Origin of the sequence: Salarchaeum sp. III (assembly GCF_036418315.1) — an archaeon.
Classification (GTDB): Archaea; Halobacteriota; Halobacteria; order Halobacteriales; family Halobacteriaceae; genus Salarchaeum.
On the sequence record NZ_JAZHPG010000012.1, the window covers coordinates 1 to 26,961 of the forward strand.

A 26,961-nucleotide genomic window follows, 5' to 3' on the forward strand; every position below is an offset into this window, starting at 1 on the left:
CGCGTCGTCGAGGAGACGGGCGCGGAGCGGATGCTCGTCTACCGCCGCCTGATGTACCGCATCGCGGAAGCCGTCGCCCAGGAGGCGGGCGCGGTCGGCGTCGTCACGGGCGAGGCGCTCGGCCAGAAGTCGAGTCAGACCGCGGCGAACTTCGCCGCCGTGGACGACGCCACCACGCTCCCGATTCACCGGCCGCTGTTCACGCGGGACAAACAGGACATCGTCTCGCAAGCCCGCGACATCGGGACGTTCGACACCGCCACCGTCAACGCCGGCTGTAACCGCATCGCGCCCGACTACCCCGAGACGAACGCCGACCCCGCCGCGATTCGCGCGGCCGTCCCTGACGACCTCGCCGACCTCATCGACTCGGCGGTCGCCAACCGCGAGCGCGTGGAGGTAGCATGACGCGGGTCTGTCTCGTCGAGGACGACGACTCAAGCCTCCCACTCGACCTCTACGGCTACGACACCGCCCGCCACGCGCTCGCCACCTACGACATCGCCGAACCCTGGGACAACACGGTCGTCCTCGACACCGTCAGCCTCGGCGCCGCCGTCAGCCTCCTTAACGACCTCAACTGGTACCTCGCCCGCCTCACCAGCGACGCCTTCGTTCAGGACCCCAGTGTCAGCCGCCACGAGTGGCTCTCCCGCCCCCTCGCCCGCGAAATCCGCGACGGAAACGTCTCCCCCGACGACCCGATTAATCGCCTCAAGGTCTACGGCGTCGAAAACGGCCGCCTCGTCGACCCGACCAACGTCCTCCGCGGCAGCGGCGGCGACGGCGACTACGAACGAAGCGAATACGAGGACACCGTCGTTGTGAGAGTCACCCAGGACGAGTTCTTCGCATGAACGTTTTTACTCGGCGGGTCGGCGAAGGCGACCGCTTGAATAAACCCCTTCACGAAAAAGCCGAACGCGCCTCCGTCGCGTTCGGTGAATCGGCGACCTGCCGGGCTCTTTGAGCCGCTCGGTCGCCGAACGCTCCCACGTTCTTTCTGTCACACAGCGTGGCATCCGCGAGCGACCGGCTTGGAAAGCCCGAGCGACGCGGTTCCCCCGAGCGCGACGCGCTCGGTCTTTTTGGTGAAGGTTTTTGCCGCGAGTGGTCGCGCTTCGCGCGACCCGAGTGGTAAAAAAGTTCAGTTGAAGGTTCCTGCCGAGAGGTAGCGTTCGCCGGAGTCGGGGAGGATGGTGACGACGAGCGGGCAGTCGTCGTACTGGCCTCCGTCCGCGAGCGCGGCGGGTGGTTCGGGGCAGTCGAGTTCGGGCTGGGCGAGGCGTTCCGCGACGCGGGAGGCGACGATGGACGCCGCGCCGCTGGATTGGCCGACGAGGATGCCTTCCTCGCGGGCGAGCCTGCGGCATTCGGCTTCGGCGTCGTCCAACGGGACGGTTTCGACGGTGTCGAGGAGGTCGGTGTCGAGGAGGTCGCTGACGAACCCGGGACCCATGCCCTGGTAGTCGTCCTGCCCGGGTTCGCCCGTGGTGAGCACGGGGTTCTCCGCGGGTTCGACGCCGACGACGTCCATGTCGGGGTACTCCTCCAGGAGGCGGGTGGCAGTTCCGGTGATGGTGCCGCCGGTGCCGATGGCGGCGACGAGCGCGTCCACCTCGCGGCCCTCGACTTGCTCGATGATTTCCTCGGCGGTGGTGCGGTAGTGCGCGCGGGGGTTGGCTTCGTTCTCGAACTGGCTGACGAGGTAGGTGGCGGGGTTCTCGCGCGCCATCTCGGCGGCGCGGTCGTTCGCGTCCGTCATGTCGCCGTCGACGAGTTCGAGGTCCGCGCCGTAGGCCGCGAGGAGGCGTCGGCGTTCCTCGGACTTCGATTCGGGCATCACGATGGTGAGGTCGTAGCCGCGCGCGGCGCAGACGACCGCCAATCCGATGCCGGTGTTCCCGCTGGTCGCCTCGACCAGCCTGTCGCCCGGTCGGATGTCGCCGGTTTCCTCGGCGGCGCGAACCATCTCGCGCGCGGGCCGGTCCTTCCCGGACCCGCCGGGGTTGAAGGATTCGACCTTCGCGGCGACGGTCGCACCCTCGGGCGACGACAGGCGAACCAGCGGCGTTCCGATGGTGTCGAGGATGCTCGCTTTCATTGTTCGCACTAGGGACATCCAGGCGTAAACACGTACTGGACGCCGGCAGGGAGTGCCGCGACGTACCCGTTAAGCCCCCCGAGCACGTACTCGGGTGTATGACTCTCGACTGCATGACGCCGACCGCGGACTGGGACGAAGCCGCTCACGAGGACGCCGTGAAGACGCTCGCATCGCTGGACGACTCCACGCAGTTCCGAGTGTGGGGCGCGGACTGGTGTCCGGACTGCACGGGTCAGCTTCCCGCGTTCGCCGCGGCGCTCGCCGCCGCCGACGTGTCCGACGACCGCGTCTCCACGTACTCCGTGGAGCGCGAGAACGGCGTGAAGACCGGCGAGAAGATGACCGAGTACGAGGTCTCGCTCATCCCCACCGTCGTAGTGGAGGACGCGGACGGCGACGAACTCGCGCGGTTCGTCGAGGAGGAAGACCAGCCTATCGCCGAGTTCCTCGCGAGCGAACTCCGCGCGATCACGGCCTGAACTCCCGAACCCACTCCTCGATTTCTCCGGCGGTCGTGAGCGGCGGCGAGCACGCGCGCCGACACACGTACGCCGTCGCCCCTGCTCCCGTCTCCCCGCTGGCTTCCCGGCCCGCCCAAATCGGCGGGGCGTCCGAAACGTCGAGGTCGTCCAGCCACCCCGCGAGCGCGCCGTCGGTCGGCGGTCGCCGGGAGAGCAGGCGGTCGGGGAGGTAGGTGTCCGCGATAACTCGCCGCCAGTCTTCTGGAAGTTCGTCGGCGGCGACGGTGAGTTCGAGGTGGCCGGTCTCGTGGGTGTCCGCGGCGAGCGCGAGCGACGCGTGCCCGAGGGGCGACTCCCGTATCTTCGCGCCCTGCGTCTCCAGCGCCCGCTCTGCCACCTCCGCGAACCCCTCGTCGGGCGCGAACGCGTCCAGCGCGAGCAGGGTCTCGCAGGCGACGCCCACCGGTGACGGGGTGGAGCGGTCTTCGGTCTCCTGCGGGCGCGCGAGCGGCGTGTCGGGCGTGCTGAAGTAGAGCGCGCCCGTCCCCGAATCGTAGAACTGTTCGACGAGTTCGCGGGCGAGCGACAGCGCGAACACGAGGTGGCGGTGGTCGCCCGTCGCCTCGTACGTCGTGAGCGCGCCGCGCGCGAGGAAGGCGTAGTCGTCGAGGTAGCCCGGCCCCGAGCGCTCCCCGTCCAGCCACCGACGCGCGAGCACTCCATTTCCGTCCCAGAGTTCCTCGCGCGCGAAGTCGAGCGCCGCGGCCGCCCGCTCCGCGTACGCGTCGTCCAACACCAGTCCTGCCTCGGCGAACGCCCGTACGGCGAGGCCGTTCCACGCCGAAATCACCTTCTCGTCCCGGGCGGGTCGCGTCCGTTCCTCTCGCGCCTCGAAGACCTGTTCGCGGGCGCGGTCGAGGCGCTCTACGACCTCAGATTCGTGCAGGTCGTGGTCGTCCGCCAGCGCCGCCACGGACGCCGCGACGGTGAGCACGGTGTCGCCCTCGAAGTTCCCGGTCTCGGTGACGCCGTAGCGCGCCCGGAACAGCGCGGCGTCGGTGTCGTCCGCGACGGCGGCGTCCACCTCGTCCGGCGTCCAGACGTAGAACGACCCCTCCTCGTCGCCGCTGCGCGCGTCCAGTGTCGCGTAAAACCCTCGGCCGTCGCTGAGCTCGCGGTCGACGAAGTCGAGCGTCTCCCTCGCGATTTCCGCGTACCGGTCGTCGCCCGTGACCTGGTGGGCGGCGGCGTAGGCGCGTGCGAGTTCGGCGTTGTCGTACAGCATCTTCTCGAAGTGCGGCACCGTCCAGTCCCGGTCGACGCAGTACCGGTGGAAGCCGCCGCCGACGTGGTCGCGGAGGCCGCCGTCCGCCATCGCGTCCAGCGCCCGAGTCGCGGTGTCGAGGTACGCGTCCTCGCCGGTGCGGTCGGCGGCGCGGAGGAGCGCGTGCACCCGGCCGGGCTGTGGGAACTTCTGCTGGCCGCCCCAGCCGCCGTGCTCGTCGTCCGCGCGCTCCCTGGCCTCGTCCGCGACCGCGGTGAGCGCGTCGCTCCCCGGCGCGTCGTCGAGCGGGTCGGGCACGTCTTCGAGTTCGCCCCGGGCCGCCGCCGTCCACTGGTCGGCGCGCGCCTCGATGTCCTCGCGCTCCGTCCGCCACGACTCCGCGATGTCGTCCAGGAGTTGGCGGAACCCGGGCTGGTTCCGGCTCGCGTCCGGCGGGAAGTACGTCCCGACGTAGAACGGCTTCAGGTCGGGGGTGAGCCAGACGGAGAGCGGCCAGCCCCCGCCGCCGCGCACGAGCTGGCAGACCGTCATGAACACGTCGTCCAGGTCGGGGCGCTCCTCCCGGTCTATCTTCACGGGCACGAACTCCGCGTTCAGCTTCTCCGCGATATCGGGGTCGGAAAAGGACTCTTCTTCCATCACGTGACACCAGTGGCAGGCCGAGTAGCCGATGGAGACGAACAGCGGGCGGTCGCGTTCTCGGGCGGCCTCGATGGCCGCGTCGTCCCACGGTTGCCAGTGCACCGGATTGTCCGCGTGCTGACGGAGGTAGGGGCTTCCCTCTTCGTTCAGTCGGTTCCGCGCGAGCGGGTCACTCATACCGCTCCTTCGCGGGCCGCCCGGAAAAGCACGGAGTTCGCGGCCGCCCCGCGTGGTACGTGCGTACCGTGTGACTCTAGACACATAGTGTCTATCGATCGATACGTTATTTGGCGTGCCAAGCCCTCCCCCTGTATGGGTATTCGCTCACGCTTCCAGCCGGCGGTGCTCGCCGTCGCGCTGGCGACGTTCGCCTGCTTCCTCGGCATCGGCATCGTCGACCCGATACTCCCCAGCATCGCGCGCGAACTCGGGGCCTCGCACTTCATGGTCGAGTTCCTGTTCACCAGCTACCTCCTCGTGATGGGTGTCTCGATGCTGTTCGCGGGCGCGCTCGCCACCCGCATCGGAAGCAAGACCACGCTGCTCGCCGGCCTCGCTATCGTCGCCGTCTTCTCCGGGCTCTGCTACTTCGCGCAGTCGGTCGAGACGCTCGCCGTCCTCCGCGGGTTCTGGGGGCTCGGCAACGCCCTGTTCACCACGACCGCGCTCGCCATCCTCGTCGGCGTCGCCACCGGGAACGCCGAGCGCGCCATCGGCCTCTACGAGGCCTCCCTCGGCTTCGGTATCGCGTGCGGCCCCCTCATCGGCGGCGTGCTCGGCCGACAGGCCTGGCAACTCCCGTTCGCGGGCGCGAGCGTTATCCTCGCGGCCGCGTTCGTCTTCTCCGCGCTCACCGTCACCGAACCCGACGCCGAACGCCAGCAGACCGTCCGCGACGTCGTCGCCACCTTCCGCCACACCGGCGTCCGCACGAACGCGCTCGTCGGCCTCCTCTACACGTTCGGGTTCTTCACGCTCCTCGCGTACACGCCCCTCATCCTCGACCTCGCCACCTTCGAACTCGGGCTCGTGTTCTTCGCGTGGGGAATGCTCGTCATCGTCGGTTCCGCCGCTCTCGCACCCCGCCTCAACCGCCGGTTCGGCACGCCCGAAGTCACGCGCGCCACGCTCTCCGTCTTCGCCGTCGTCTTCGCCGTGATGTGGCTCTCGGACGGCAGCACGAGCGCGCTCGCCGCACTCACCGTCGCCGCCGGCCTTCTCTGCGGCGTTCTGAACGCGAACCTCACCACGCTCGCCATGGGGATCTCCGGCCACGGCCGCTCCCGCGCGTCCGGCGCGTTCAACAGCCTCCGATTCACCGGCGGCGCGCTCGCCCCTATCACCGCCGGGTACGTCGGCCAGCAGTACAGCGCGACCACTCCCTACGTCCTCGGGGCGCTCGCGCTCCTCGCCGGCATCGGCCTCCTCTCCGCGCGGTTCGGGGAGTTCCGGTTCACGGCACCCGACGCCCAGCACTAATGGGGTAGGCACGAACACGCATACTCACCCGCTCGTTAAGAGCAACCTTTACACTCCTTTGCTTACTCTCCTCGGGCATGACCGAGACCGTGCTCCTCGTCGGCGGTGGCGGCCGCGAACACGCCGTCGCTCGCTCGCTCGCGCCGGACTGCGACCTCCACGCGTGCGCGAGCAACCGCAACCCCGGAATCGACGCGCTCGCCGAGTCCTTCGAGACGCTGGACGAGACCGACCCGGACGCGGTCGCCGCGCACGCCGAGGCCGTAGACGCCGACCTCGCAGTCGTCGGCCCGGAAACCCCGCTCGCCGAAGGTGTCGTCGACGCGCTCGAAGCCGCGAACGTGTACGCGTTCGGGCCGCGGGAGGCCGACGCCCGCATCGAGACCGACAAGGCGTTCCAGCGGGAGTTCATGCGCGAACACGATATTCCGGGCTGTCCCGACTTCGAGACGTTCACCGACACCGAGGCCGCCTGCGAGTACATCGACGCCTACGACGGCGACCTCGCCGTGAAGCCCGCGGGTCTCACTGGCGGGAAGGGAGTGAAGGTCACGGGCGACCAGGTGACGAAAGAGGAAGCGAAGGCGTACCTCCGCGCGGAGGACTACGACGAGGTCGTGCTGGAGGAGCGGTTCGTCGGCGAGGAGTTCACGGTGCAGGCGTTCGTCGCGAACGGTGACGTACGACCCACGCCCGCCGTGCAGGACCACAAGCGTGCGTTCGAGGGCGACGAGGGCCCGAACACCGGCGGGATGGGGAGTTACTCGGACGCCGCCCGGACGCTCCCGTTCATGACTGCCGCCGACTACGACGACGCCGTCGGCGTGCTGGAGGCCGTTGTGGACGCCCTCCCCACGTATCGCGGCGTGCTCTACGGCCAGTTCATGCTCACCGCGGACGGCGTGAAGGTCGTGGAGTTCAACGCGCGCTTCGGCGACCCGGAGGCGATGAACACGCTCCCCGTCATGGAGACACCCTTCCTGGACGTGCTGACGGCCGCCCGGGACGGCGAACCCCTCCCCGACCTCGGGTTCGAACCCACCGCAACCGTCTGCAAGTACGCCGTCCCCGCCGGCTACCCCACCGACCCCGAGGCCGGCGCGCGCGTCACCGTCACCGAGGACTCGGTGGGCGAGAACGCCATCCTCTTCTACGCGAGCGTGGACGCCCGCGACGACGGCGTCTACACCACCACCTCCCGAAGCTTCGCCGTCGTCGGCTTGGGCGACACCATCGAAACCGCGGAGGAACGCGCGAGCGCCGCCCTCGAAGGCGTCGAGGACGGCTTCCGCATCCGCGAGGACATCGGGACCGCGGACCTCGTGCAGCGCCGCGTCGACCACGTCGACCGCCTGCGCGACTGACCGCACGCGAACCCAGCGAGTAGTTCTAAGTAGCTGCCAGTCGTCCCTCCAGGTATGTCGAAAAACGAAGTCACTCGGTTGCTCAAGCAGGCGTACCAGGACGAAATCGAGACCGTGATGAACTACATGTCGAACTCCATCGTGCTCGATGGTGTTCGCGCCGAGGAGATCAAGGAGTCCCTCCAGACGGACATTCAGGAGGAACTCGGGCACGCGGAACAGCTCGGCGAACGCCTCAAACAGCTCGACGAGTCCCCGCCCGGCTCCGGCGAGTTCGAGGCGCACCAGGAGAGCCTGCAGCCGCCCGCGGACACCACGGACGTGCTCTCCGTCATCGAGGGCGTCATCGAGGCCGAGGAGGACGCCATCTCGACCTACCGCGACCTCATCGACGCCGCGGAGGACGCGAACGACCCCGTGACCGAGGACCTTGCGGTGACGTTGCTAGCGGACGAGGAAGCCCACCGCACGGAGTTCCGCGGCTACCGCAAGGAGTACAAGAACGACTAACACCTCGTAGGGGCGACGTGCCGGTATGAACGCTATCTACGTCGTCCTCGCGCTCGTTACGGGTGCGATTACGGGCGCGCTGTTCCGATTTCTGGACGTGCCGATTCCCGCGCCGCCCAGCCTCGCGGGCGTAATGGGTATCGTCGGTATCTACGTCGGGTACAAGCTCGTGGAGTACGCGGGCGTCGAGTACGATATCGTGGAGGCGCTCGGCCTCTAGATGCCGAAGGTCGCACGGAGCATGTCGCGCGTCCCCGGACCGAGACCGACCGCGAGCACGGCGACGAGGAGGAGTACGGCGAACCGCGGGTTCTCCTCGTAGAGGTCGTCGTTGAACAGCCAGACGACGAACGTCGCCGCGACCAGTTTGAGAAGCAGGAACCCCCAGGCGTCCCCGATGACGGCCGTGATGCTCCCCGGGACGTACTGCTGGGTGAGGTCGATGACGGCGCTGTTCACGGGGTGTTTCGGGACGAGGTCGCCGTTCGGGTAGCCGAGTTCGCCGCCCCAGTCGAGGCCGATGACGTTCGACACGCCGTCGACGGCGTGTCCCCAGATGACGACCGCGCCCGCGACCCCGGTGCCGTAGTTGATTTCGGGCGCGAACGCGTCCGCGCCCTTGTAGATTGCCGCGGCGAGTACGGTGGCGATTCCGATGGTGAGTATCGTGAAGACGGGGAGGAAGTGGACGTGGTCGGTGGTCGCGGCGAGGTACCCGAGGTACGCGAGCGAGGCTGCGAGCACCGTGCTCCCGATGGCGGCGAGCGGCCGATAGAAGTCATCGGTGTAGTCGCGGCGGGCGAGCCAGACGGCGAGGACGAGCGCGCCGACCGCGACGAAGAAGACGGTGAAGTAGATGAGCGGACTGATGATGAAGGAGTTCCACGGGTAGGGGACGGCACTCCCGCCGATCGCGTCGTTCGCGTCCTCGACGACGCGGAGCGCGCCGCCGAAGAACACGAACGGCAGGAGCGCGAACAGTAGCCGGCGGTTCTCGCCGACCTTCAGGCGGTCAAGGAGGAAAACGACGCCGCTGAGCATCACGATGAGCGTCACCATGTACCCGACCTCGCTCACGAGCGTGTACCCGGGGTACGCCACGGGTTCGGTGGCCTGCGCGCACTGCACGGTGCTGTCGATGAGGACGGGGCTGCCGCCGTTCCAGGCCGCGCACGCCGCGCCGTGGGCGTCCGCGTACACCGGCCCCCAGAAGTAGTGCCAGACGAACCCGCCGTACACCGTGTCGTAGAAGAGGACGGACCCAACAACGAGCGCGAGCACGGCGGCGCCGACGCCCGCCGTCCACGCTCGCTCGCGGTCGGTCTCCGGGAAAGTCATGTGCGGGAAATCGTCTCAGCGGCCGCTTTACGCTTCCGGTCTCAGACCGGGAGTTCGTGCGTCCGGTACTCAGTGTCGAGGACGACCATCGTCTGGGAGCGCGAGAACCCCTCCACCTGCGCGATGCGGTCGAACATGAGTTCGCGGAGTTTCGCCGTGTCGGGCGCGTACACCCGCATCACGATGTCCCACTCGCCCGTGGTGAGCGTTATCTCCTGCACGCCGTCGATGCTCTTCAGGAGGTCGAGCGCCTCGTCCTCCCGGCCCTGCTCGACCCGCAGTCCGACGATAGCTGAGAGCCCGTAGCCGATGGCTTCCGGGTTCACGTCGGCGTGGTAGCCGCGGATGACGCCCTCCTCCTCCAGGCGCTTCACGCGGTCGTGGACGGTCGCGCTCGACATGTCGATACGCCTCGCTATCTCGCTGAACGCGACGCGCGCGTCCTCCTGAAGCGCCCGGAGGATGGCGCGGTCCGTGTCGTCGAGGTCCATAGTCCCCGTGGGTATTGCGCGCCCAATACGTTTGCTACTCGATTGCACGCCGCGCGGCGGCGAGCACCTCGCCGTGGCGGGTGTCGTTCGACGCCACCAGACCGGTGCTGTCCGGCGTCCACGGTTCGCCCTCGATGTCCGTCACGCGCCCGCCGGCCTGCCGAATCATGTGCACGCCCGCGACAGTGTCCCACGGATTGGCCTCGACGTTCGTCACCGTCGCCTCCAACTGTCCCGCGGCCACCATCGACAGCGTCACCTGCGCGCTCCCGAACCGCCGCATGTCGCCGAACCGCTCGACGACGCCCTCGCAGATGCGCGCGTACTCGTCGCGGTCCGCAAGCGGCCACCAGATTGTCGGCGACACCGCGAACGCCTCCGGGTCGTCCTCCGCGCTCACCGACACCGGGTCGCCGTTCAGCCACACGCCCTCGTCGTTCGAGACGTAGGTATCGCCGAGCGCGGGCAGGACGTTCGCCGCCGCGACCGCCTCCCCGTCCTCCACCGCCGCGACGCTCGTCGCCCACAGCGGGATGTCCCGCACGTAGTTGTTCGTCCCGTCGATGGGGTCGATGACCCACACCGGCCCCCGGTCGGGGACCTCCTTCAGCTCGTCCTCCTCCTCGCCCACGATGGCGTCCTCCGGGAAGGAGTCCCGAACCACCTCGATGACCTCGCGCTGGGCGTCCCGGTCCGCGTGCGTCACCACGTCAGTCTTCCCACCCTTCGTCTCCACCTCGATGTCCGTCCGGAAGAACTCGTCCGCCACGCGCGCACCGGCGCGCGCCGCCGACTCGACTACGGAAGCCCGCTCGTGTTCGCTCATAGTCGATGAACCGAGGGAACCGGCAAGAAAACGTCGATAAAGCGACCGCTATCGAGCGTTCGAGTTTGCGGGGGAAGTCCGCCTCGCGGACTTCCACGCATGGAATGACCATGCGGGGGAAGGGATTCGAACCCTTGAACTCCTACGAGAGCGGGGCTTGAACCCGCCGCCGTTGACCAGGCTTGGCGACCCCCGCACGCACCCGTGAATCCGGGGGTCGCGCGCTTAAGGACTGCGGATTACGGTGTGGTCGCGAATGCGGCGCGGGGACGCCGCAGTGCGTGTGGGGGAGCGCAACGCACTTCCCGAGCGCGCCCCTCCACTAGACTGAATGCGTGTCGAACAGTTGGGCGACGGCGACCCGGAGCTGGCCGTCGTCGGCGGAGTGCACGGCGACGAACCCTGTGGGGTTCGCGCGGTCGAACGACTCCTCGACGACGACCCCGACGTCGAACGCCCCGTGAAGTGCATCGTCGTCAACGAGAAAGCGCTCGAACGCGGCGTCCGATACGTGGACGCGGACTTGAACCGGTCGTTCGCGCCGGACACACCCGTGGACGCCCACGAGCGACAGCTCGCGCAGGAGCTCGCGGCCGAGGTTCAGGGGATGACCGTGTTCTCCATCCACTCGACGCAGTCGCACGCGGACCCGTTCGCGGTGAGCGACGGGCGCGCCGAGCACGTCCAGCGCATCGTCCCACGGCTCTCCGTCGTGGCGCTCGTGGACACCCACGACTTCGGTGAGGGCCGCATCTTCGCCGCGGACGCCGACATCGTCGAAGTCGAAGCCGGCCTTCAAGGCTCCGCGACCGCGGCGGAGAACGCGTACACGCTCGCCCGGGAGTTCCTCACTGTCGAGCGCGCGCTCCCCGGTGACACCGTCGAGCGCGAACTCCCCGCGTTCACGATGGGCGACCCGATTCCGAAACCCGCAGCCAAGGAGTACGAGGTGTTCGCGGAGAACTTCTCGTTCGTCGAGGAGGGCGACCCCGTCGCCGCCGCCGACGGCGAGGTCATCCGCGCCGACCGCGACTTCTACCCCGTGCTCCTCTCGCCGTACGGGTACGCGAACCAGTTCGGCTACCACGGACAGAAACAGGAGTCGCTCGGTCAGTCGCCCTCGGGCGCGAACTCCACAAGCGTCAACTCCCGGCCGAGCGCGCAGTAGTCGTGCGGCGGGTCGCCGACGATTTCGTCTATCTTCCGGTTCTCGTCGAACTCCACGCCCATCGGCTCGCAGTACTCGTGGCTCGGGCACTCGGTGTGCGGACACGGCCCCGAGAGCTGTCCCTTGCTGCCCGCGTACGCGCCCTTCGACGGGACGTTCGCGCGAACGCTCGCGGGTTCCACGTCCACTGCGACCACGCCGCCGTCGTGCACGCCGCAGTCGAGCTCCTGGCCGTTCTCCCGGACGTCAGTGACCTCGTACCGGACGCCCTCATCGAGGTTCAGGCACTGCTTGCGGTACGGACAGCCCTCGCACGCGCTCGCTTCGCCCCGGTAGACGAACTCCGTCCCGGAGTCGGCGAGCCGCGTCCCGACGAGCGTCAACATAGTCCGGAATTGCCGGCGAACACGCATAAGCCTCCCGTCACCGCATGAGCCTGCTCGCCGTCTTCGGCCCGCCCGCCGCCGGGAAGACCACGCTCGCGAACCGACTCGCGGGACGCTTCGACGCACCCGTCCTCCATTCGGACGACTACAACACTCGCACCTACGAGCGCCTGCTCGACGACGCGCGCGACCGCCTCCGCGAGCACGGCCTCGTCGTCCTCGACGGCACGTTCCACGACCCCGACTGGCGGGCGTGGACGCGCGACATCGACGACGCATACTTCCTGTACGCCACCGCCGACCTCGACACCTGCCTCCGACGCGACTGGGAGCGTGCGGACTCGATAGGCGAACCGGGCGTCAGAACCATCCACCGCGCGTTCCGCGAGCAGGACGCGACCGCGGACGCCGACTTCGTCGTCGATACGCGAATCCTCCCCGAAGAAACAGCGTTCGCGCTCGCCGGCGAGCGCGTCGCTGACTGGCTCAGTTCGTGAGTCGGTCGAGCTCGTCCAGGTACTCGTCGCGGGGAACCTGGTAGGCGTCACGGTACGCAACCTCCCCGCGCGAGAAGCGCTCCGCGAGGTCGGTCGCGGCCGCCACCGCCTCCGCGCGCGTGTCAACGGTCTCGTCCGCCTCCCGAGCCCGGACCTCGGGTTCGAGCGACAGCGAGACGTGCCACGGCCCGGTCGTCCGGTCGCGCTGTCGCAGCCGTTTTTCGGGACTGCGACGGCTCACGTAGATGGTCGGCATACAGGGCGCGGGGAAGTCGGCGCCGTCGAACACGTCCGGCCGGAACACGAGAACCGCGCGCCCGCCGTCCTCGTCGCTCCACACCGTCCACCCCTCGGGCAGCGACCACTCCGTCATCACTCCGAATTAGGACGGATTCCGGATAAGGCGTTCGGGGAACGTCGCCACTACAAAGAATAGCTCCGTGAGAATGCTCGATAGGGGATTCTGAACCTCGGTCACTCCGCGTCGCTCCGTTCCCTGGTTCAAATCCCCGCCGACTCCACGGTGTTCGGGAGGTTCTGGCGAGAGACGCCACTGCGCAAGGTTGGTCTTTGAAAATGCTCGATAGGGGATTTGAACCCCTGTCGGGGGCTCGAAAGGCCCTCATGATTGGCCGGACTACACCAATCGAGCGTTCGCATTCTGAGTGAGTGGATACGCACTCTTAAATCTCTCTAATCGCGTCGAGTATGGAAGACGGAACCACGCTCCGCCCCCCGCAGCTGGGCGCGTCCCGAAATCGGCTTAGTCGGTGGCGTCCCGTCCGGTGTACCAGACGAGTCCGGCGGCAGCGAGAAAGACGGTTGCCAGCAGGAACCCACCGCCCGCTGTCGACCGCCCCTCGAATTGTCGGAATATCTGGTACGTGGTGCCGTTCTCGGTGCGGACGAACATGGTCTTCCCGAGGTGGGTGTCGAGCGAGCCGAAGTGGTACTCGCCGTCGATGCGGACGACCGAGACGCGCTCGACGCCCGCGACCGAAATCGTCCACTCCCGCACGTCGACGGGGCCGTGGTCGATGACCGTGTGGACGCTATCGCGAGCGTCCGCGGGGAGCGAGGAGACGTTCGTGGTGCGGTCCGCGGGTGGGTCGTCCGCCTGCTCGGCGAACGCGACGCCGCTCTCGCCGGTCGTCGAGACCGCGACGAGGCTGCCAGCGGCGAGCACCACGAGGAGAACGACCGCCACGCGTCGGATGTCCGCCATCGAACAGAAGTCGGCGGACGCGTGGTAAGTGTCTTCGGGCGGTCAACCCGTTCGTTAGCGCTATTTGCCCTGGAAGTCGGGGTCGCGGTCGCCCATGAACGCGGTGACGCCCTCCATGAGGTCGTCGGTGTTCATGAGCTGGCCGAACGCCTGCGCCTCGGCTTCGAGGCCGGCTTCCGTGCTGTCGCGGCCGGCGCGCATCGCGCGCTTCGTGTACTTCTGCGCGAGCGGCGGGCCCTGCGCGAGGTCGCGAGCGAGGTCGAACGCCTCGTCTTCGAGGCTGTCGTTCTGCGTGACCTCGTTCACGAAGCCGTAGGACTCCATCTCGTCGGCCTCGTAGCGGTCGGCGGTGAAGATAATTTCCTTCGCGCGGCCCTCGCCGACGATGTTCTTCAACCGCTGGGTGCCGCCCCAGCCGGGGAGCAGGCCGAGGTTGTGTTCGGGCTGGCCGAACTCGCTTCGCTGGCTGGCGACGCGGAGGTCGGCGCAGGTCGCCATCTCCATGCCGCCGCCGAGACAGTAGCCGTCGATGCCGGCGACGACGGGGAGGTCGACGCGTTCGAGTTTGCCGAACGTGGACTGGCCGAGCCGGGAGAGTTCGACGGCGTCGAGCGGGTCGGCGCTCCCGGCCATGGACTGCACGTCCGCGCCGGCGCTGAACGCCTGGTCGCCCGCGCCCGTGATGAGGATGGCGCGCGCGTCCTCGTCGTCGTCCAGCACGTCGATGGCGGTGCCGAGTTCGTCCAGCAAGGCCTCGTTCACGGTGTTCATGCGGTGCGGGCGGTCGAGCGTGATGCGTCCGACGTTCTCCGTCACTTCGATGCTGATGGTGTCGAAGTCCTGCTCGGTCTCCTCACCGCCGTGCTCGGGGTGGAAGCTCTCCGCCGTATCGGCGAGTTCGACGAGGTAGTCCGCGGGCGCGTAGCGCTCCGCGCCCGTTTCCTCGTGGAGGTCGTCGAGCGTGTCTCGGAGCGTCGCGAGCCCAGTGTCGTCGGCGAGGCGGGCGGGGCCGTCCGGGAAGCCCGCGCCGAGCATCACGGCCTCGTCGATTTCCGCGGGGTCGGCCACGTCGTTCCCGACGAGCTTCGCGACCTCGTTCGCCATCACGGCGGTGAGCCGGAGGCGCACGTCCTCTGAGGACTCGTCGGTCGGCACGTCAGCGCCGCCGTCCTCGTAGTCGTAGAACCCCTGCCCGGACTTCTTCCCGAGTTCGTCCGCCTCAACCTTCTCCACGAGGAGCGGGCACGGCTCGTACGCCGCGCCGAGCACCTCGTTCATGTACTCGAGCACGTCGAGCGCCACGTCGATGCCGACCTGATCCGCGAGCTCGAACGACCCCATCGGGAGGCCCATGTCGTACTTGGTCGTGCTGTCGACCTCGGCGATGGTCGCGTCCTCCTCGTGGACGGTCCACGCGGCCTCGTTGAGCAGCGGGACGAGCACGCGGTTCACGATGAACCCCGGGCTGTCCTTCCGGACGCGAACGGGCGTCTTCCCGAACTCGCGCGCGAGGTCCTCGGTCAGGTCGAGCACTTCGTCGTCGGTGTGCTCGCCGGAGATGACTTCCACGAGCTGCATCCGAATCGGGGGGTTGAAGAAGTGCATTCCGCAGAAGCGCGCGGGCCGCTCCGTCACCTCGGAGAGCTCCGTGATGGAGAGCGAGGAGGTGTTCGTCGCGAACACCGCGTCCTCGGGCGCGTGGTCCTCAAGCTCCCGGTAGACGTTCTTCTTGATGTCCATCTTCTCGGGGACGGCCTCCACGACGAAGTCCGCGTCACCCGTCGCTTCCTCCATGTCGACGACCGGAGTTACGCGGTCGAGCGTGCTCTCGGCCTCGTCCTCGGTTATCTGACCGCTGTCGGCGAGCTTATCGAGGCTCCACTCGATCTGCTCGTAGCCGTTCTGCACGAACTCCTCCTTGATGTCTCGGAGGTTCACGTCGTACCCCGCGAGCGCGGCGACTTCCGCGATGCCGTGGCCCATGCTTCCGGCGCCGAGCACCGCGATGGTGTCGATGTCTTCGATGTCCATATTCGAGGACTCACACGGACGCCGATTGAAGGTTTCCCTCCCGCCCGACGTGAACGATTCGCGGGTTTACACGGGTTTTCACGGGTGACGTAACGCCTATTCTCGTCCCCGCCCTTCCACGGGTATGAGCGACCCCCACGAATTCCTCCGCGACGACCCCCATCTCGGGCCGCTGGTCGAGACGCACGGCGAACTCACCATCGAGCCCGCTGAGGACTTCTTCGCGCGGTTCGTCACTTCGGTCATCCGTCAGCAAGTGTCCATGGCGTCGGCGGCCGCGACCCGCGAACGCCTCTTCGACGCAGTCGAGGTCACCCCGGAAGGCGTTCTGGAGGCTGACGACGACCTGCTGCGGGACGCCGGTCTCTCACGGCAGAAGACGCGGTACGTGAACGAAATCGCCGGAGCGTTCGCCGAGAACGACTACAGCCGGGAGTTCTTCGCCGGGATGAGCGACGACGACGTGCGCGCGGAACTCACTTCGATTACGGGCGTCGGCGAGTGGACCGCGGACATGCAACTCCTGTTCGCGCTCGGCCGCGAGGACGTCTTCCCCGTCGGCGATTTGGGGATTCGAAAGGGAATGCAGACCGTCTTCGACGAGGAGATGACGCGCGCTGAGATGCGCGAACGCGCCGAGCGCTGGAGTCCGTACCGGAGTTACGCGACCCTCTACCTCTGGCGCGAACAGGACTAGCTACTCCTCGCTCAGCTCCTCCTCCTCGGCCTCCTCTCTGTCCGTCACTCGGGTCACGTCCACCTGGTAGTGCTCGAGGATGTCCCGGCCGAGCAGGAGCGGGTAGTCCATGTGGCCGCGGTCCTCGAGGCTCGCCGCGACGGTGTGGCGGTCGCCGTTCACGCTCACGACGATGTCCACGACGGGCCGCGCCTTCCCCTGTTTCAGGCTGCCCGACTTCACCTTCGTCATGCGCTTGATGGGGCCGGCGCCGATTTTCGCGGCGAGCGTCGTGTCGAGACTGGTGCGTGAGGCGCCCGTGTCGGACTTCGCGAGCGTGCGCTCGGTGCCGCTCGTCCCCGAGACGAGGACTTCCTCCGTGTACCCGATGACGCGCTGCTCCGCCGGCTGGCTCGGCGTTCGCGGCGCGCCGGACGGCATCGTGGTGTCGAACCGCCCGCGCAACTGTTCGACGTCGGCGTCGTTCACGCGTCCGCCCGCTCGCTGGACCGCGAGCCGCGCGATATCGGGGGCGGGACTCGTCCCGGTCGCCTTGAACAGGCCCTTGAACCCCGCGGTGGGGTTGACTTCGAGGACGTACCAGCCGTCCTCACCCTCCACGAGGTCGACGCCCGCCATGTCGAGGCCGAGCGTCGTCGCCGCGTCCCGCGCGAGCGATTCGGCGTCCGCGGGGAGGTCTGTAACCCCCTCCACCTCCCCGCCGAGCGCGACGTTCGTCCGCCAGTCGTTCTCGGGCGCGAACCGCCGCATCGACGCGACCACCTCGCCGTCCACGACGTACACGCGGAGGTCGCGGTGCCGGTCCTCGTCGCGGTCGATGAGCTCCTGGAGGAACGCGTACCGCTCGCCCACGCGCGGGTTCACGTCCTCCTCGCGTCCGACCTTCCACGTGCCGCCGCCGTGCGTCCCGATTGCGGTCTTGAACACTGCCTCCTCCCCGAACCGCGGGCGCTCCTCGTTCAATCGGTCCGCGGACAGCGAGAGGAACGCGTCCGGAACGCGGAGGCCGGCGGCAGTGAGGTGGGTGGCGGTCGCGTACTTGTGGAACGCCGTCAGGACGCTCGACGGCTCGTTCAGCATCGGCGTCACGCCCTCCAGCGTGTGCGCCAGCCCGAGCAGTTCCGCCGGCTGCTCCGTGTTCGAGAGGAGGAGACGGTTCACGACCACGTCGACGTCCGGCTCCAGCGTCACCGAGCCGTCCCGCACGTCCACGGACAGCGTCTCCTCGCGCAACCACGTCCCCTCGTGGCCGAGGTCCTCCACCGCGTTCAGGATGGCTTTCGTCTCCTTCGAGGTGTGCAAGCTCAGAACCCCCACGTGTACCGAATCAGTCATACGTGAGATGACTCGGGCGCGGGCTAAAGACGTGCCGCATCCACCCGGTTCGCCCGCCAGCACACGCTTTTACGCGTCGAGCGCCCAGGTCACGTAATGACAGACGGGGCGTTCACGTACAACGGCGGCCGGGTCGACCCGGGGGAGACCGCCGACATCAGGTACAGCATCAGCGAGACGTACCTCGGCGACCCCGTCCGCGTCCCGGTTACGATAGTGAACGGCCCCCACGACGGGCCGACAGTGTTCCTCTCAGCCGCGGTTCACGGCGACGAACTGAACGGCATCGAGGTCGTGCGGGAGGTCGCGCAGGACTGGCCGCACGACAACCTCCACGGCACGCTCGTCTGCCTGCCCGTCGTGAACGTCCCCGGGTTCATCGCCCAGCAGCGCTACCTCCCCGTCTACGACCGCGACCTCAACCGCTCGTTCCCCGGCGACGACACCTCGACGAGCGCGAAACGGATGGCGCACCAGCTGTTCACGAACTTCGTCGAACCCTGCGACTACGGCGTCGACTTCCACACCTCGACGCGCGGCCGGTCGAACATGCTGCACGTTCGCGCGGACATGGGAACCCAGGACGTCGCGGCGCTCGCGCGGGCGTTCGGGTCGAACGTCATCATCGACAGCACCGGCCCCGAGGGGACGCTCCGCCGGGAAGCGAGCGACGCCGGCGCCCCCACCATCACGGTCGAGATGGGGGAAGCCCACCGGTTCCAGCGGCGGTTCATCGACGAAGCGCTCGACGGCGTCGCGAGCGTGCTCGCCCAGTACGGCCTCCACCCCGCCGACCCCGTCGACTGGCCGGGCTGGCGGACCGTCATCGAATCGGGCGAGAAGACGTGGCTGCGCGCGGACGCCGGCGGAATCGTCGAAACCCACTACGAACACGGCGACCTCGTTCGCGAGGGCGACACCGTCTGCACCATCACGAACCCGTTCAAGTCCACGCGGGACGAGGTCGCCGCGCCCTTCACCGGCCTGCTCGTCGGCCTCCTCGAAAACCCGGTCGTCTACCCCGGGAACCCGCTCTGCCACCTCGTCGAACTCGACGAACGAACCCGGCGCGCGTACGAACGCGACCGCTCCGGCACGATGCCCGAACGCCCCGCGTAGGATGCGGGGTTAGTAACTTCTATGTGGAGCGGGTCCAGAGGTTCACGTGGTATGAGTCAGTCGTACGACCGGGGCCTCATCGAGGACTTCGGCCGATGGCGGGAGTTCTCGGCCGGCATGTGGGCCTGGGTGTTTCATAAGTTCACGGGATGGGTACTCATCGCGTACCTGTTCACGCACATCTCCGTTCTCAGCACCGCGATTCCGGCGGCAGACGCGTCCGCCGCGGTCATCGCGAACGGCGAGGACGTCTACACCCAGACGCTTCACGGCCTCGAAAGCATCGTCATCGTCCGGTTCCTCGAGGTCGGATTGCTCGCGGTCGCCGTCTTCCACATCCTGAACGGCATCCGCCTGCTCCTCGTGGACCTCGGACTCGGACTCGAACAGCAAGACAAGAGCTTCTACGCCTCGCTCGTCCTCACTGGCGCTATCGTCGTGGCGAGCGTGCCGACCTTCCTCTCGGGGGCATTCTAGCATGGCAGAACGTTACTCCTCATTCAATCGCGGCGGTCTTGCGTGGTTCCTGCAGCGAGTCACCGCGGCGTTCCTCGTGGTGACGCTCGCGTTCCACTTCTTCCTCCTGCACTTCTACAACCACGCGCCCGAAATCACGTTCGCGGGCAGCATGGGGCGGATGGAGGTACCGGCGTACTGGCTGACGATGGTGTTGTTCCTCGGAACAGCGACGTTCCACGGCGTCAACGGCGTCTACAACGCGCTCGTCAATCAGGGAATCAGCGGCACGCCGAAGCGCGTCGCGAAGTGGGTGCTGATCGTCGCGGGCGTCGCCCTGTTCGTGCAGGGACTCCGCGTCTCGTTCGCACTCGCCGGAGGTAGTCTACTATGAGCACGCAATCACCGGACACGCAGACGGAGTCGGAGACGGACCCGCAGGCGGAACGCCTCGAACGGAAGGAAGAACGCGCGAAGGAAACCGAATCCTCCGCCACCGAGACGGCGGAGGACACGGTCGAACTGAAGGTCTTCCGGTACGACCCCGAAATCGCGGACAAACAGGAACCGCGCTTCGACACGTTCCACGTCCCGCGAAAACAGGGGATGACCGTGCTGGACGCGCTGATGCACGCGCGCGACCACTTCGATTCCAGCCTGACGTTCCGGCACTCCTGCCGGCAGGCGGTCTGCGGGTCGGACGCCCTGTTCATCAACGGCAGCCAGCGCCTCGGCTGTCAGACCCAGATTCAGGACCTCAACAACTCGGACACGGTCCGCGTGGAGCCGCTCCCGCACGCCGACGTGGTGAAGGACCTCGTCGTGGAGATGGAGCACTTCTACGACCAGATGGAGTCCGTCGAACCCTACTTCGACCCGAACGAGGAACCCGAGGGCGAGCAGCTCCAGTCCCGCGAGAACCGGGAGAAAATCAAGATGAGCACGCGCTGCATCTGGTGTGGCGCGTGCATGTCCTCCTGTAACATCGCCGCTGGCGACAACGAGTACCTCGGTCCCGCGGCCATCAACAAAGCTTACCGGTTCTACTTCGACGACCGAGAGGGAGAGGACCGCCAGCAGGAACGCCTCGAAATCATCGAACAGGAACACGGCGTCTGGCGCTGCCAGACTCAGTTCTCCTGTACCACGGTCTGTCCGAAGGACATCCCGCTCACGGAACACATCCAAGAGCTCAAGCGGGAGGCCGTGAAGAGCAATCTCAAATTCTGGTAAATCATGTACGAACACGACGTACTCGTAGTCGGTGCAGGCGGCGCCGGACTCCGTGCGGCCATCGCGGCGCACGAGGAAGGCGCGGACGTGGCGCTCGTCACGAAACTCCACCCGGTTCGCTCCCACACGGGCGCGGCCGAGGGCGGTATCAACGCGGCGCTGCGGAACGGCGACTCGTGGCAGGACCACGCGTACGACACGATGAAGGGGTCGGATTACCTCGGTGACGCCCCCGCCGTCGAAACGCTCGCGCAGGACGCGCCTGAGAACGTCATTGAACTCGAAAACTGGGGGATGCCGTTCAGTCGGGAGGACGACGGCCGCGTCAGCCAGCGGCCGTTCGGCGGCCTCTCCTTCCCCCGCACCACGTACGCGGGCGCGGAGACCGGTCACCACCTCCTCCACACGCTCTACGAACAGGTCGTCAAGCGCGGCATCGAGGTGTACGACGAGTGGTACGTCACGAACGTCGCCGTCACGGACGAGGACGACCCGAACGAACGCAGCTGCCACGGCATCGTCGGCTACGACGTGCAGACCGGCGAACTCGCGGGCTTCCGCGCGAACGACGGCGTCATCCTCGCGACCGGCGGGATGGGGCAGGTGTTCGACCACACCACGAACGCGGTCGCGAACACCGGCGACGGCGTCGCGATGGCGTACCGCGCGGGCGTTCCGATGGAGGACATGGAGTTCATCCAGTTCCACCCGACGACGCTCCCCTCGACGGGCGTTCTCATCAGTGAGGGCGTGCGCGGCGAGGGCGGCATCCTCTACAACACGGAGGGCGAACGCTTCATGTTCGAGTACGGGTACGCGACCAACGACGGCGAACTCGCCAGCCGCGACGTGGTCGCGCGCGCCGAACTCACGGAAGTGAACGAGGGCCGCGGGTTCGAGGACGAGTACGTGATGCTCGACATGCGTCACCTCGGCGAAGAACGCATCCTCGACCGACTCGAAAACATCCTCCACCTCGCGGAGGACTTCGAGGGCGTCGACGGCCTCGAAGAACCGATGCCGGTCAAGCCCGGCCACCACTACGCCATGGGTGGCATCGAGACAAACGAGCACGGCCAGACGTGCATCGACGGCCTGTACGCCGTCGGCGAATGTGCGTGCGTGAGCGTGCACGGCGGGAACCGCCTCGGCGGGAACGCGCTCCCCGAACTCATCGTGTTCGGGAAGCGCGCCGGCTCGCACGCCGCCGGCCGCGACTTCGGCGAACCCAAGATTCAGACGGGACGCCCCGCGAACCCCGACCTCGAAGACCTCGACACCACCGCTTCCCTCGGAACCGTGAGCGACGACGACGCCGCTGCCGACGGCGGCCTCGCCGCCGCTGACCCCGAGACGGTGGTGAACGACGCGGTCGAACGCGAGGACGAACGCATCACTCGCCTCCTCGAAAAGGACGAGGGCACCCAGCACGCCGAAATCCGCTCCGACATCCAGAAGACGATGACCGCGAACGTCAACGTCTTCCGGGAGAAAGGCGCGCTTCAGGACGCCCTCCACGACATCCGTGACGCCCGCGAACGCTACGACGACGTGTACGTCGCGGACAAATCCCGGACGTTCAACACCGACCTCCAGCACACTCTCGAAACCCGGAACATCCTGGATATCGCGGAAGCCCTGACGATGGGCGCGCTCGCCCGCGACGAGTTCCGCGGCGCTCACTGGCGCAAGGAACACCAGGAACGCAAGGACGACGAGTGGCTCAAACACACCATGGTCTCCTGGAACGACGGCCAGCCCGACCTCTGGTACCGCCCCGTCCTCCTCGAAGGAGAAGGGAAGACCTACGAGCCGAAAGAACGCTCCTACTAACGGACTTTTTTACTCAGCGGGTCGCCGGAGGCGACCGCTTGAGTAAAAACCTCCACTATTCGCGAGAAGCAACGCTTCTCGCTATACAGCCAGAACGCGCAGCGTTCTGGCGATAAAAACGCTCGCTCCGCGAGCGAGTGAATCGCGGCGCGTCGCGCCGCGCCGCGAACCTTCTTCTCACTTCGCAGTAACTCGTACTCCGAGCGTTCAAGTACGATAGCGCGGCCAGCGGTCGGTATGTCCTGACTGGCGGGGCGTGCCGGACTCGCGAAATTCGGGGACGACCGGCGCGCTCGCAGGAGTCCTCGTGTTCGCCCTAGAACGTCTGTACGCCGTCCTCGGTGACGACGCGGTCGAGGAGACGGGTCGGCGTCTCGTCGTACGAGGGGTTCGCGACCTCGAACCCCTCAGGAGGTTCGCGGATGACTTCGCTGGCGGTGCGGAACTCGTTCTCGAACCGGAACCCCTCGCCGTTGACGATTTTCGCGCTCGACCCCGCCACCGTGACGGGCGTGTCCGTGTCGTTCGCGGTCGCGCAGAGCGGGTACGTGCCGACGCGATTGTAGAGCGTGTCGTCCACGATGCAGTCCATCCCGACGACGACTTCGTCGCAGTCGTCGAGGTAGTAGCCCGCGGCGCCGTCCACGATGAGCGTCGGACTGACGCGGTCAATCTCGGCGAGCACGCGTGCGGCCTTCCGCCCGAGGTGTCGCGGACGCGCTTCGGTCACGTACACGTCGAGGTACGCGCCGCCCTCCGCCGCGAGTTCGATGGCCTCCAGGACGGTGGTTGAGTAGTCGTGCGTCAGGATGGTCGCACCGTCATCGAGCGTCTCGGCGACGTGCTCCGCGGCCGCGTGCTTCGCGGATTCGACGCGTTCGACCACGCGGTCGACCGCCGCGCTCGTCTCGGCCTTCGCGACCTCGACTGATTCGGGGTCCGCGTTCCGGACCGCGTTCACGATCTCGCGCTGCGTCGTGACGAGACTCGCGTGCGAGGGGCTGGCGCGCCGGAGCGCGCGACTGTTCCGCTCCAGCGCCCGCACGTACTCTTCCACAGTCGGGAACTCCTGGTCGTCGAGCTCGCGGAGCGCCCGCGCGGCCTTCACGGCGACGACCGAGGAGGAGTGCGTTCGCATCTCCCGAAGTTCCTCGGCGGTCTCGTCTATCATACTCGGGGCGTCGCCGCCGCGGGGGAAATGCGTTTCGCCCCGCAGTCCCACTGTCGAGTATGGCCGACGTGACGTACTACTGTCCGCGCTGCGAGACGCTCGCGACCGTCGAGCGAGACGCCTACCTCGCCGATAAGTCCGTGACGCCGTATCCGCTCGAAGGCTGGTCGTACGAGTCGCCGACCGCGCTCCCGCACGCGGACGCGGACGGCGTGCGATTCGTCTGCGGGGAGAGCGACGGCGTCGAGTGGAGTGCGGACGGCTGCGGGGAGCCGTTCTACCTGAACTTCGTCCGGCACGACGAGGGACGGGAGATCGAGTCGGAACCCACGTCGGAGTACGTGGAACTCAACGTCGGGTCGAGCGAGCCACGCGGCCCGCGGGGGCCGGGCGGCCCTACCCCTTGATGTTGCAGACGGGGAACGTCCGCGCGACCTTGTCGCCGATACCGAGGTCGTCGGAGACGCGGATGACTTCGTCCACGTCCTTGTAGACGCCGGGCGCCTCCTCGGCGATGGTTTCGCCGCTCTGCGCTTTCACGTAGATGCGGTCGTGCTCTTCGAGGCCCGATTGCACGTCGGCCGCGTCGAACTGCTGTTTCGCGCGGGTGCGGCTCATCAGACGGCCAGCGCCGTGTGCGGTGGAGCCGAACGTCACGTCGAGGGAGTCCGCGCCGCCGCGGAGCACGTAGCTCCCCGCGCCCATGCTTCCCGGGATGATGACGGGCTGCCCGACATCGCGGTAGGCGGGCGGGACTTCCTCGCGGCCCGCGGGGAACGCGCGCGTCGCGCCCTTTCGGTGGACGTAGAGGTCTCGCTCCTCGCCGTCGACGGTGTGTGTCTCCCGCTTCGCGATGTTGTGCGCCACGTCGTAGAGCAGGTCCATCTCGAGGGCCTCCCACGACGTGTCGAACACGTCCGCGAACACCTGACGGGTTTGGTGCATGATGAGCTGACGGTTCACCCACGCGAAGTTGATGGCGGCGCACATCGCGCCGTAGTACTCGTCCGCGAGCTCGGAGTCCGCGGGCGCGGCTGCGAGGTTCTTGTCCGGGAGGCTGTCGAGGAAGTCCGGGTGTTCGTCCTCGATGCGCCGCAGGTAGTCAGAACACACCTGATGGCCGAGGCCGCGCGACCCGCAGTGAATGAGCACGACGATTTGGTCTTCTTCGAGTCCGTACGAGTCCGCCACGTCCGCTCGGAAGATGTCGGTGACGCGCTGGACTTCGAGGAAGTGGTTTCCCGACCCGAGACTCCCGATCTGGTTCGCGCCGCGGTCCTTCGCCTTCTGACTCACCGCGCTCGGGTCGGCGTCCGGCCGCCGCCCCTCGTCCTCGCAGTGTTCGAGGTCGCCGGGGACGGCGTAGCCTTCCCGGAGCGCCCACTCCATCCCGTCCTCCAGAATTCCCTCGACCGCGCTGTGACTGGAGTCCACGACGCCACCGCCACCGAGTCCCGTGGGGACGGCGTCGAACAGCGCGTCCACGAGTTCTTCTTCACGTCCCTGCACGTCCTCGTAAGTGAGGTTTGTCTTCACCATCCGGACGCCGCAGTTCGAGACGACGAACCCGTTCGCGACGAACGTGTGCGCGTCGTGGTCGACACCGATGTCGTACACGGGCTTCGTTCCGAGTTTGTCGATGGATTCGATTTCCACGTCGACGACGCCGTCCCCGTGGAGCGCCGTTCGGTCAGCGTACTCGTCGAAGTCGGGGAAGTCGCTCGCGGGACGCGGTCGTTCGGCGCGCTCACCGTAGATGCTGCGTTCGATGAATCTGTCGTTCACGCTGTCGAACGCGTCTTTCACCTCGGAGGGGGAGACACCACCGTCTGCCATCGCGCGTGCGTCCGCCGCAACGCGAGCGCGGGCATCGATGTGGCGTTCCTTTCGCTTGAGGTACTGTGCGGTGAGCGCCGACCGACGACGCTTCTCGGCGTTGTATCGGTAGCCGATCGTCGTGAGGAACCGCACGAGGTTCTCGGATTCGCTCGACACGCCGAACCGGAATCGAACTGTCTCGTGGGTCGCGTTCTCGCCGCGCTCGACGATCTCGAGCGCGTTCGTTCGAACCCCGATATCGTTCAGGTGCCGCATGAGATCACGCATGAACGCCTCGCCCGCGTCTTCTCGCTCTGCGATGCGGTTGTGCGAGACCGACGGCGCGTAGAAGTTCTTCGCGGAGACGGTGTCCGGGGTGCTCATTTCCGCCCCGAAGAACGCCGAGAGGTAGAGGGCTTTCTGCCAGTCTGCGAGCCTATCGAGGTAGTCGGGAGTCGTGAACGCGGACTCGACTTTTCGACTGGTCGGTGCGCCGAGCCGAACGAGCAGTTGCTTGAACGCGTTCGATGTCGATCGGACGCTGTACTCGGTCGCCTCGAACTCGCTTCCGCCGACGCTGTGCTCACGATCGCGTTCGTACACGCGTGATGGCGTGAAGCCGATGGATTCGATGTCGGTTCGGATCGATTCGAGGTCTTCCGGGTTCGCGTAGAACCACGTCTGGGTTCCGCTGAACGACCCGTCTCCGGTGTGGTAGCCGACGAGCTTGAGGAGGCGATGAAACGCGTCATCCGTCGACTTCAGGGGGAGGAGGTCGCGATCTTCGAGCACACGAACGAGCTGTGGGTCTTCGTCGGCGAAGTCGCTCGCGTCGAGCACCGTGAACTCCGGCGGGGTCTCGTCGGGCAGTCCCTCGAACGGATTTAGTCGAATCATATCGCCTTCCTCGAGATTGTCGAGTTCGACCTTCCCGTTGGGCGTGACGAACGGGTGGTCGCTCGTCGCCTCGACGGTGTCTCCGGTCGCGGTCGTTACTTCGTAGACCGTTTCGCGCGAGGTCTCCGTGAAGAGGTGGACGTCGGCTGCGACCTCAGTTCCGTCCTCCGCGACGACGCTGACGCGTCGGTTCTCGAATTCCTCGTCCAGTCTACGAATCGGTCGATACCGTCCGAAGGGAAGGGATACCTCCGCGTCTCCGGAGAGGCAGTTGATGTCGAATCCGACGCCGCCGGGGCTGATGCAGCCGTTTTCGGCGTCCATCGCGGCGACGCCGCCGACGGGGAAGCCGTAGCCCTGGTGGCCGTCGGGCATGCAGAGCGCGTGCTTGACGACGCCCGGGAGGTGGGTGACGTTCGCTATCTGTTCGAGCGTGTCGTCGTCCTTGATGTGTTCGAGGAGCGATTCGCTGGCGAGCACGCGGGCGGGCGTAGTCATGCCGTCCTCCTGGGGGAGTTCCCAGACGTGTTCGCGGACGCGTTCGAGGGTGACGCCGTCGGCGTCGAACGTGGTCATATCGTTCGGTGGGGCG

At 67.4% G+C, this 26,961-nt stretch carries 27 protein-coding genes, 2 tRNA genes and 1 pseudogene; 16 read left to right on the forward strand and 14 right to left on the reverse strand.

Going from position 1 to position 26,961, the window contains the following annotated elements; translation table 11 throughout:
• Positions 1-408 (forward strand): annotated as a pseudogene (locus U3A55_RS01130) (tRNA 4-thiouridine(8) synthase ThiI); the annotation flags it as partial.
• Entirely contained in the window at positions 405-857 is a 453-nt protein-coding gene (locus tag U3A55_RS01135; RefSeq protein WP_330989680.1) for a DUF5804 family protein, read from the forward strand. The pseudogene U3A55_RS01130 and the gene U3A55_RS01135, both read left to right, overlap by 4 nt.
• 290 nt (positions 858-1,147) lie before the next feature.
• Here U3A55_RS01135 and U3A55_RS01140 read toward each other — a convergent pair whose 3' ends face one another.
• Complete coding sequence (locus U3A55_RS01140) at positions 1,148-2,104, reverse strand: PLP-dependent cysteine synthase family protein (protein ID WP_330989681.1); 957 nt, start codon at positions 2,102-2,104, stop codon at positions 1,148-1,150.
• 98 nt (positions 2,105-2,202) lie between these two features.
• Here U3A55_RS01140 and U3A55_RS01145 point away from each other — a divergent pair, with 98 nt between their 5' ends.
• The gene (locus tag U3A55_RS01145) at positions 2,203-2,586 is read left to right on the forward strand and encodes a thioredoxin family protein (protein WP_330989682.1); all 384 of its coding nucleotides are present in this window, start codon (positions 2,203-2,205) and stop codon (positions 2,584-2,586) included.
• On the opposite strand, the gene U3A55_RS01150 is transcribed toward U3A55_RS01145, so the two are convergent.
• Positions 2,576-4,672, reverse strand: coding sequence for a thioredoxin domain-containing protein (locus U3A55_RS01150; RefSeq protein WP_330989683.1), 2,097 nt, complete (start codon positions 4,670-4,672; stop codon positions 2,576-2,578). The two genes, U3A55_RS01145 and U3A55_RS01150, sit on opposite strands and share 11 nt — an antisense overlap.
• Positions 4,673-4,807: 135 nt before the next feature.
• On the opposite strand from U3A55_RS01150, the gene U3A55_RS01155 reads away from it, so the two are divergent.
• The 4 genes from U3A55_RS01155 (at position 4,808) to U3A55_RS01170 (ending at position 8,068) form a co-directional block, all read left to right on the forward strand.
• Positions 4,808-5,974: an MFS transporter gene (locus U3A55_RS01155; protein WP_330989684.1), complete on the forward strand. Its 1,167-nt coding sequence runs from the start codon at positions 4,808-4,810 to the stop codon at positions 5,972-5,974.
• A 77-nt stretch (positions 5,975-6,051) separates the two neighbouring features.
• Positions 6,052-7,338 (forward strand): phosphoribosylamine--glycine ligase, encoded by a 1,287-nt coding sequence (gene purD / locus U3A55_RS01160; protein ID WP_330989685.1) that lies wholly within the window; start codon positions 6,052-6,054, stop codon positions 7,336-7,338.
• Between the two features lie 54 nt (positions 7,339-7,392).
• A complete protein-coding gene (locus U3A55_RS01165; RefSeq protein WP_330989686.1) occupies positions 7,393-7,848 on the forward strand; it encodes a ferritin-like domain-containing protein in 456 nt (151 codons plus the stop codon).
• A gap of 25 nt (positions 7,849-7,873) precedes the next feature.
• A complete protein-coding gene (locus tag U3A55_RS01170) occupies positions 7,874-8,068 on the forward strand; it encodes a XapX domain-containing protein (RefSeq protein WP_330989687.1) in 195 nt (64 codons plus the stop codon).
• Here U3A55_RS01170 and U3A55_RS01175 read toward each other — a convergent pair.
• From U3A55_RS01175 to U3A55_RS01190, 4 genes are all read right to left on the reverse strand, one after another.
• Positions 8,065-9,186, reverse strand: coding sequence for a DUF63 family protein (locus U3A55_RS01175; RefSeq protein ID WP_330989688.1), 1,122 nt, complete (start codon positions 9,184-9,186; stop codon positions 8,065-8,067). The two genes, U3A55_RS01170 and U3A55_RS01175, sit on opposite strands and share 4 nt — an antisense overlap.
• Before the next feature lie 41 nt (positions 9,187-9,227).
• On the reverse strand, positions 9,228-9,677 hold the full coding sequence (locus U3A55_RS01180) for an Lrp/AsnC family transcriptional regulator (RefSeq protein WP_330989689.1): 450 nt from the start codon (positions 9,675-9,677) through the stop codon (positions 9,228-9,230).
• Between the two features lie 34 nt (positions 9,678-9,711).
• Positions 9,712-10,503 carry an inositol monophosphatase family protein gene (locus tag U3A55_RS01185; RefSeq protein WP_330989690.1) on the reverse strand — a complete coding sequence of 264 codons (792 nt, stop codon included), beginning with the start codon at positions 10,501-10,503 and terminating at the stop codon, positions 9,712-9,714.
• A gap of 111 nt (positions 10,504-10,614) precedes the next feature.
• Positions 10,615-10,699 (reverse strand) — tRNA-Leu (locus U3A55_RS01190).
• A 135-nt stretch (positions 10,700-10,834) separates the two neighbouring features.
• On the opposite strand from U3A55_RS01190, the gene U3A55_RS01195 reads away from it, so the two are divergent.
• The gene (locus U3A55_RS01195) at positions 10,835-11,671 is read left to right on the forward strand and encodes a succinylglutamate desuccinylase/aspartoacylase domain-containing protein (protein WP_330989691.1); all 837 of its coding nucleotides are present in this window, start codon (positions 10,835-10,837) and stop codon (positions 11,669-11,671) included.
• On the opposite strand, the gene U3A55_RS01200 is transcribed toward U3A55_RS01195, so the two are convergent.
• Complete coding sequence (locus U3A55_RS01200; protein WP_330989692.1) at positions 11,614-12,057, reverse strand: UPF0179 family protein; 444 nt, start codon at positions 12,055-12,057, stop codon at positions 11,614-11,616. The two genes, U3A55_RS01195 and U3A55_RS01200, sit on opposite strands and share 58 nt — an antisense overlap.
• 44 nt (positions 12,058-12,101) lie before the next feature.
• Between U3A55_RS01200 and U3A55_RS01205 the strand changes: the two genes are divergently transcribed.
• Positions 12,102-12,554 carry an AAA family ATPase gene (locus tag U3A55_RS01205; RefSeq protein ID WP_330989693.1) on the forward strand — a complete coding sequence of 151 codons (453 nt, stop codon included), beginning with the start codon at positions 12,102-12,104 and terminating at the stop codon, positions 12,552-12,554.
• Here U3A55_RS01205 and U3A55_RS01210 read toward each other — a convergent pair.
• The 4 genes from U3A55_RS01210 to U3A55_RS01225 form a co-directional block, all read right to left on the reverse strand.
• Positions 12,544-12,927, reverse strand: a complete 384-nt coding sequence (locus tag U3A55_RS01210) for a DUF5820 family protein (protein WP_330989694.1) — start codon at positions 12,925-12,927, stop codon at positions 12,544-12,546. The genes U3A55_RS01205 and U3A55_RS01210 overlap by 11 nt on opposite strands.
• Before the next feature lie 204 nt (positions 12,928-13,131).
• A tRNA-Glu gene (locus U3A55_RS01215) sits at positions 13,132-13,206 on the reverse strand.
• Positions 13,207-13,317: 111 nt separating this feature from the next.
• Positions 13,318-13,779: a hypothetical protein gene (locus U3A55_RS01220; protein ID WP_330989695.1), complete on the reverse strand. Its 462-nt coding sequence runs from the start codon at positions 13,777-13,779 to the stop codon at positions 13,318-13,320.
• A gap of 60 nt (positions 13,780-13,839) precedes the next feature.
• Positions 13,840-15,810, reverse strand: coding sequence for a 3-hydroxyacyl-CoA dehydrogenase/enoyl-CoA hydratase family protein (locus tag U3A55_RS01225; RefSeq protein WP_330989696.1), 1,971 nt, complete (start codon positions 15,808-15,810; stop codon positions 13,840-13,842).
• 124 nt (positions 15,811-15,934) lie between these two features.
• On the opposite strand from U3A55_RS01225, the gene U3A55_RS01230 reads away from it, so the two are divergent.
• On the forward strand, positions 15,935-16,507 hold the full coding sequence (locus U3A55_RS01230) for a DNA-3-methyladenine glycosylase family protein (RefSeq protein ID WP_330989697.1): 573 nt from the start codon (positions 15,935-15,937) through the stop codon (positions 16,505-16,507).
• Here U3A55_RS01230 and U3A55_RS01235 read toward each other — a convergent pair whose 3' ends face one another.
• Complete coding sequence (locus tag U3A55_RS01235) at positions 16,508-17,851, reverse strand: putative ATP-dependent zinc protease (RefSeq protein WP_442978250.1); 1,344 nt, start codon at positions 17,849-17,851, stop codon at positions 16,508-16,510. It abuts the gene before it with no gap.
• Positions 17,852-17,938: 87 nt separating this feature from the next.
• Here U3A55_RS01235 and U3A55_RS01240 point away from each other — a divergent pair, with 87 nt between their 5' ends.
• Genes U3A55_RS01240 through U3A55_RS01260 form a run of 5 tightly spaced genes read left to right on the forward strand, consistent with a single transcriptional unit; the run spans position 17,939 to position 22,483 of the window.
• Positions 17,939-18,961 (forward strand): succinylglutamate desuccinylase/aspartoacylase family protein, encoded by a 1,023-nt coding sequence (locus tag U3A55_RS01240; protein ID WP_330989699.1) that lies wholly within the window; start codon positions 17,939-17,941, stop codon positions 18,959-18,961.
• Between the two features lie 51 nt (positions 18,962-19,012).
• Entirely contained in the window at positions 19,013-19,438 is a 426-nt protein-coding gene (sdhC, locus tag U3A55_RS01245; RefSeq protein WP_330989700.1) for a succinate dehydrogenase, cytochrome b556 subunit, read from the forward strand.
• A gap of 1 nt (position 19,439) precedes the next feature.
• On the forward strand, positions 19,440-19,811 hold the full coding sequence (locus tag U3A55_RS01250) for a succinate dehydrogenase hydrophobic membrane anchor subunit (protein ID WP_330989701.1): 372 nt from the start codon (positions 19,440-19,442) through the stop codon (positions 19,809-19,811).
• Entirely contained in the window at positions 19,808-20,650 is an 843-nt protein-coding gene (locus U3A55_RS01255) for a succinate dehydrogenase/fumarate reductase iron-sulfur subunit (protein ID WP_330989702.1), read from the forward strand. The genes U3A55_RS01250 and U3A55_RS01255 overlap by 4 nt, the downstream gene beginning before the upstream one ends.
• 3 nt (positions 20,651-20,653) lie before the next feature.
• Positions 20,654-22,483 (forward strand): FAD-binding protein, encoded by a 1,830-nt coding sequence (locus U3A55_RS01260; protein ID WP_330989703.1) that lies wholly within the window; start codon positions 20,654-20,656, stop codon positions 22,481-22,483.
• Positions 22,484-22,799: 316 nt separating this feature from the next.
• Here U3A55_RS01260 and U3A55_RS01265 read toward each other — a convergent pair whose 3' ends face one another.
• Entirely contained in the window at positions 22,800-23,654 is an 855-nt protein-coding gene (locus U3A55_RS01265) for a translation initiation factor eIF-2B (protein ID WP_330989704.1), read from the reverse strand.
• A gap of 59 nt (positions 23,655-23,713) precedes the next feature.
• Here U3A55_RS01265 and U3A55_RS01270 point away from each other — a divergent pair, with 59 nt between their 5' ends.
• Positions 23,714-24,061 (forward strand): hypothetical protein, encoded by a 348-nt coding sequence (locus U3A55_RS01270; RefSeq protein WP_330989705.1) that lies wholly within the window; start codon positions 23,714-23,716, stop codon positions 24,059-24,061.
• On the opposite strand, the gene U3A55_RS01275 is transcribed toward U3A55_RS01270, so the two are convergent.
• Positions 24,051-26,945, reverse strand: a complete 2,895-nt coding sequence (locus tag U3A55_RS01275) for an RtcB family protein (RefSeq protein WP_330989706.1) — start codon at positions 26,943-26,945, stop codon at positions 24,051-24,053. The two genes, U3A55_RS01270 and U3A55_RS01275, sit on opposite strands and share 11 nt — an antisense overlap.
• Positions 26,946-26,961: the final 16 nt, after the last annotated feature.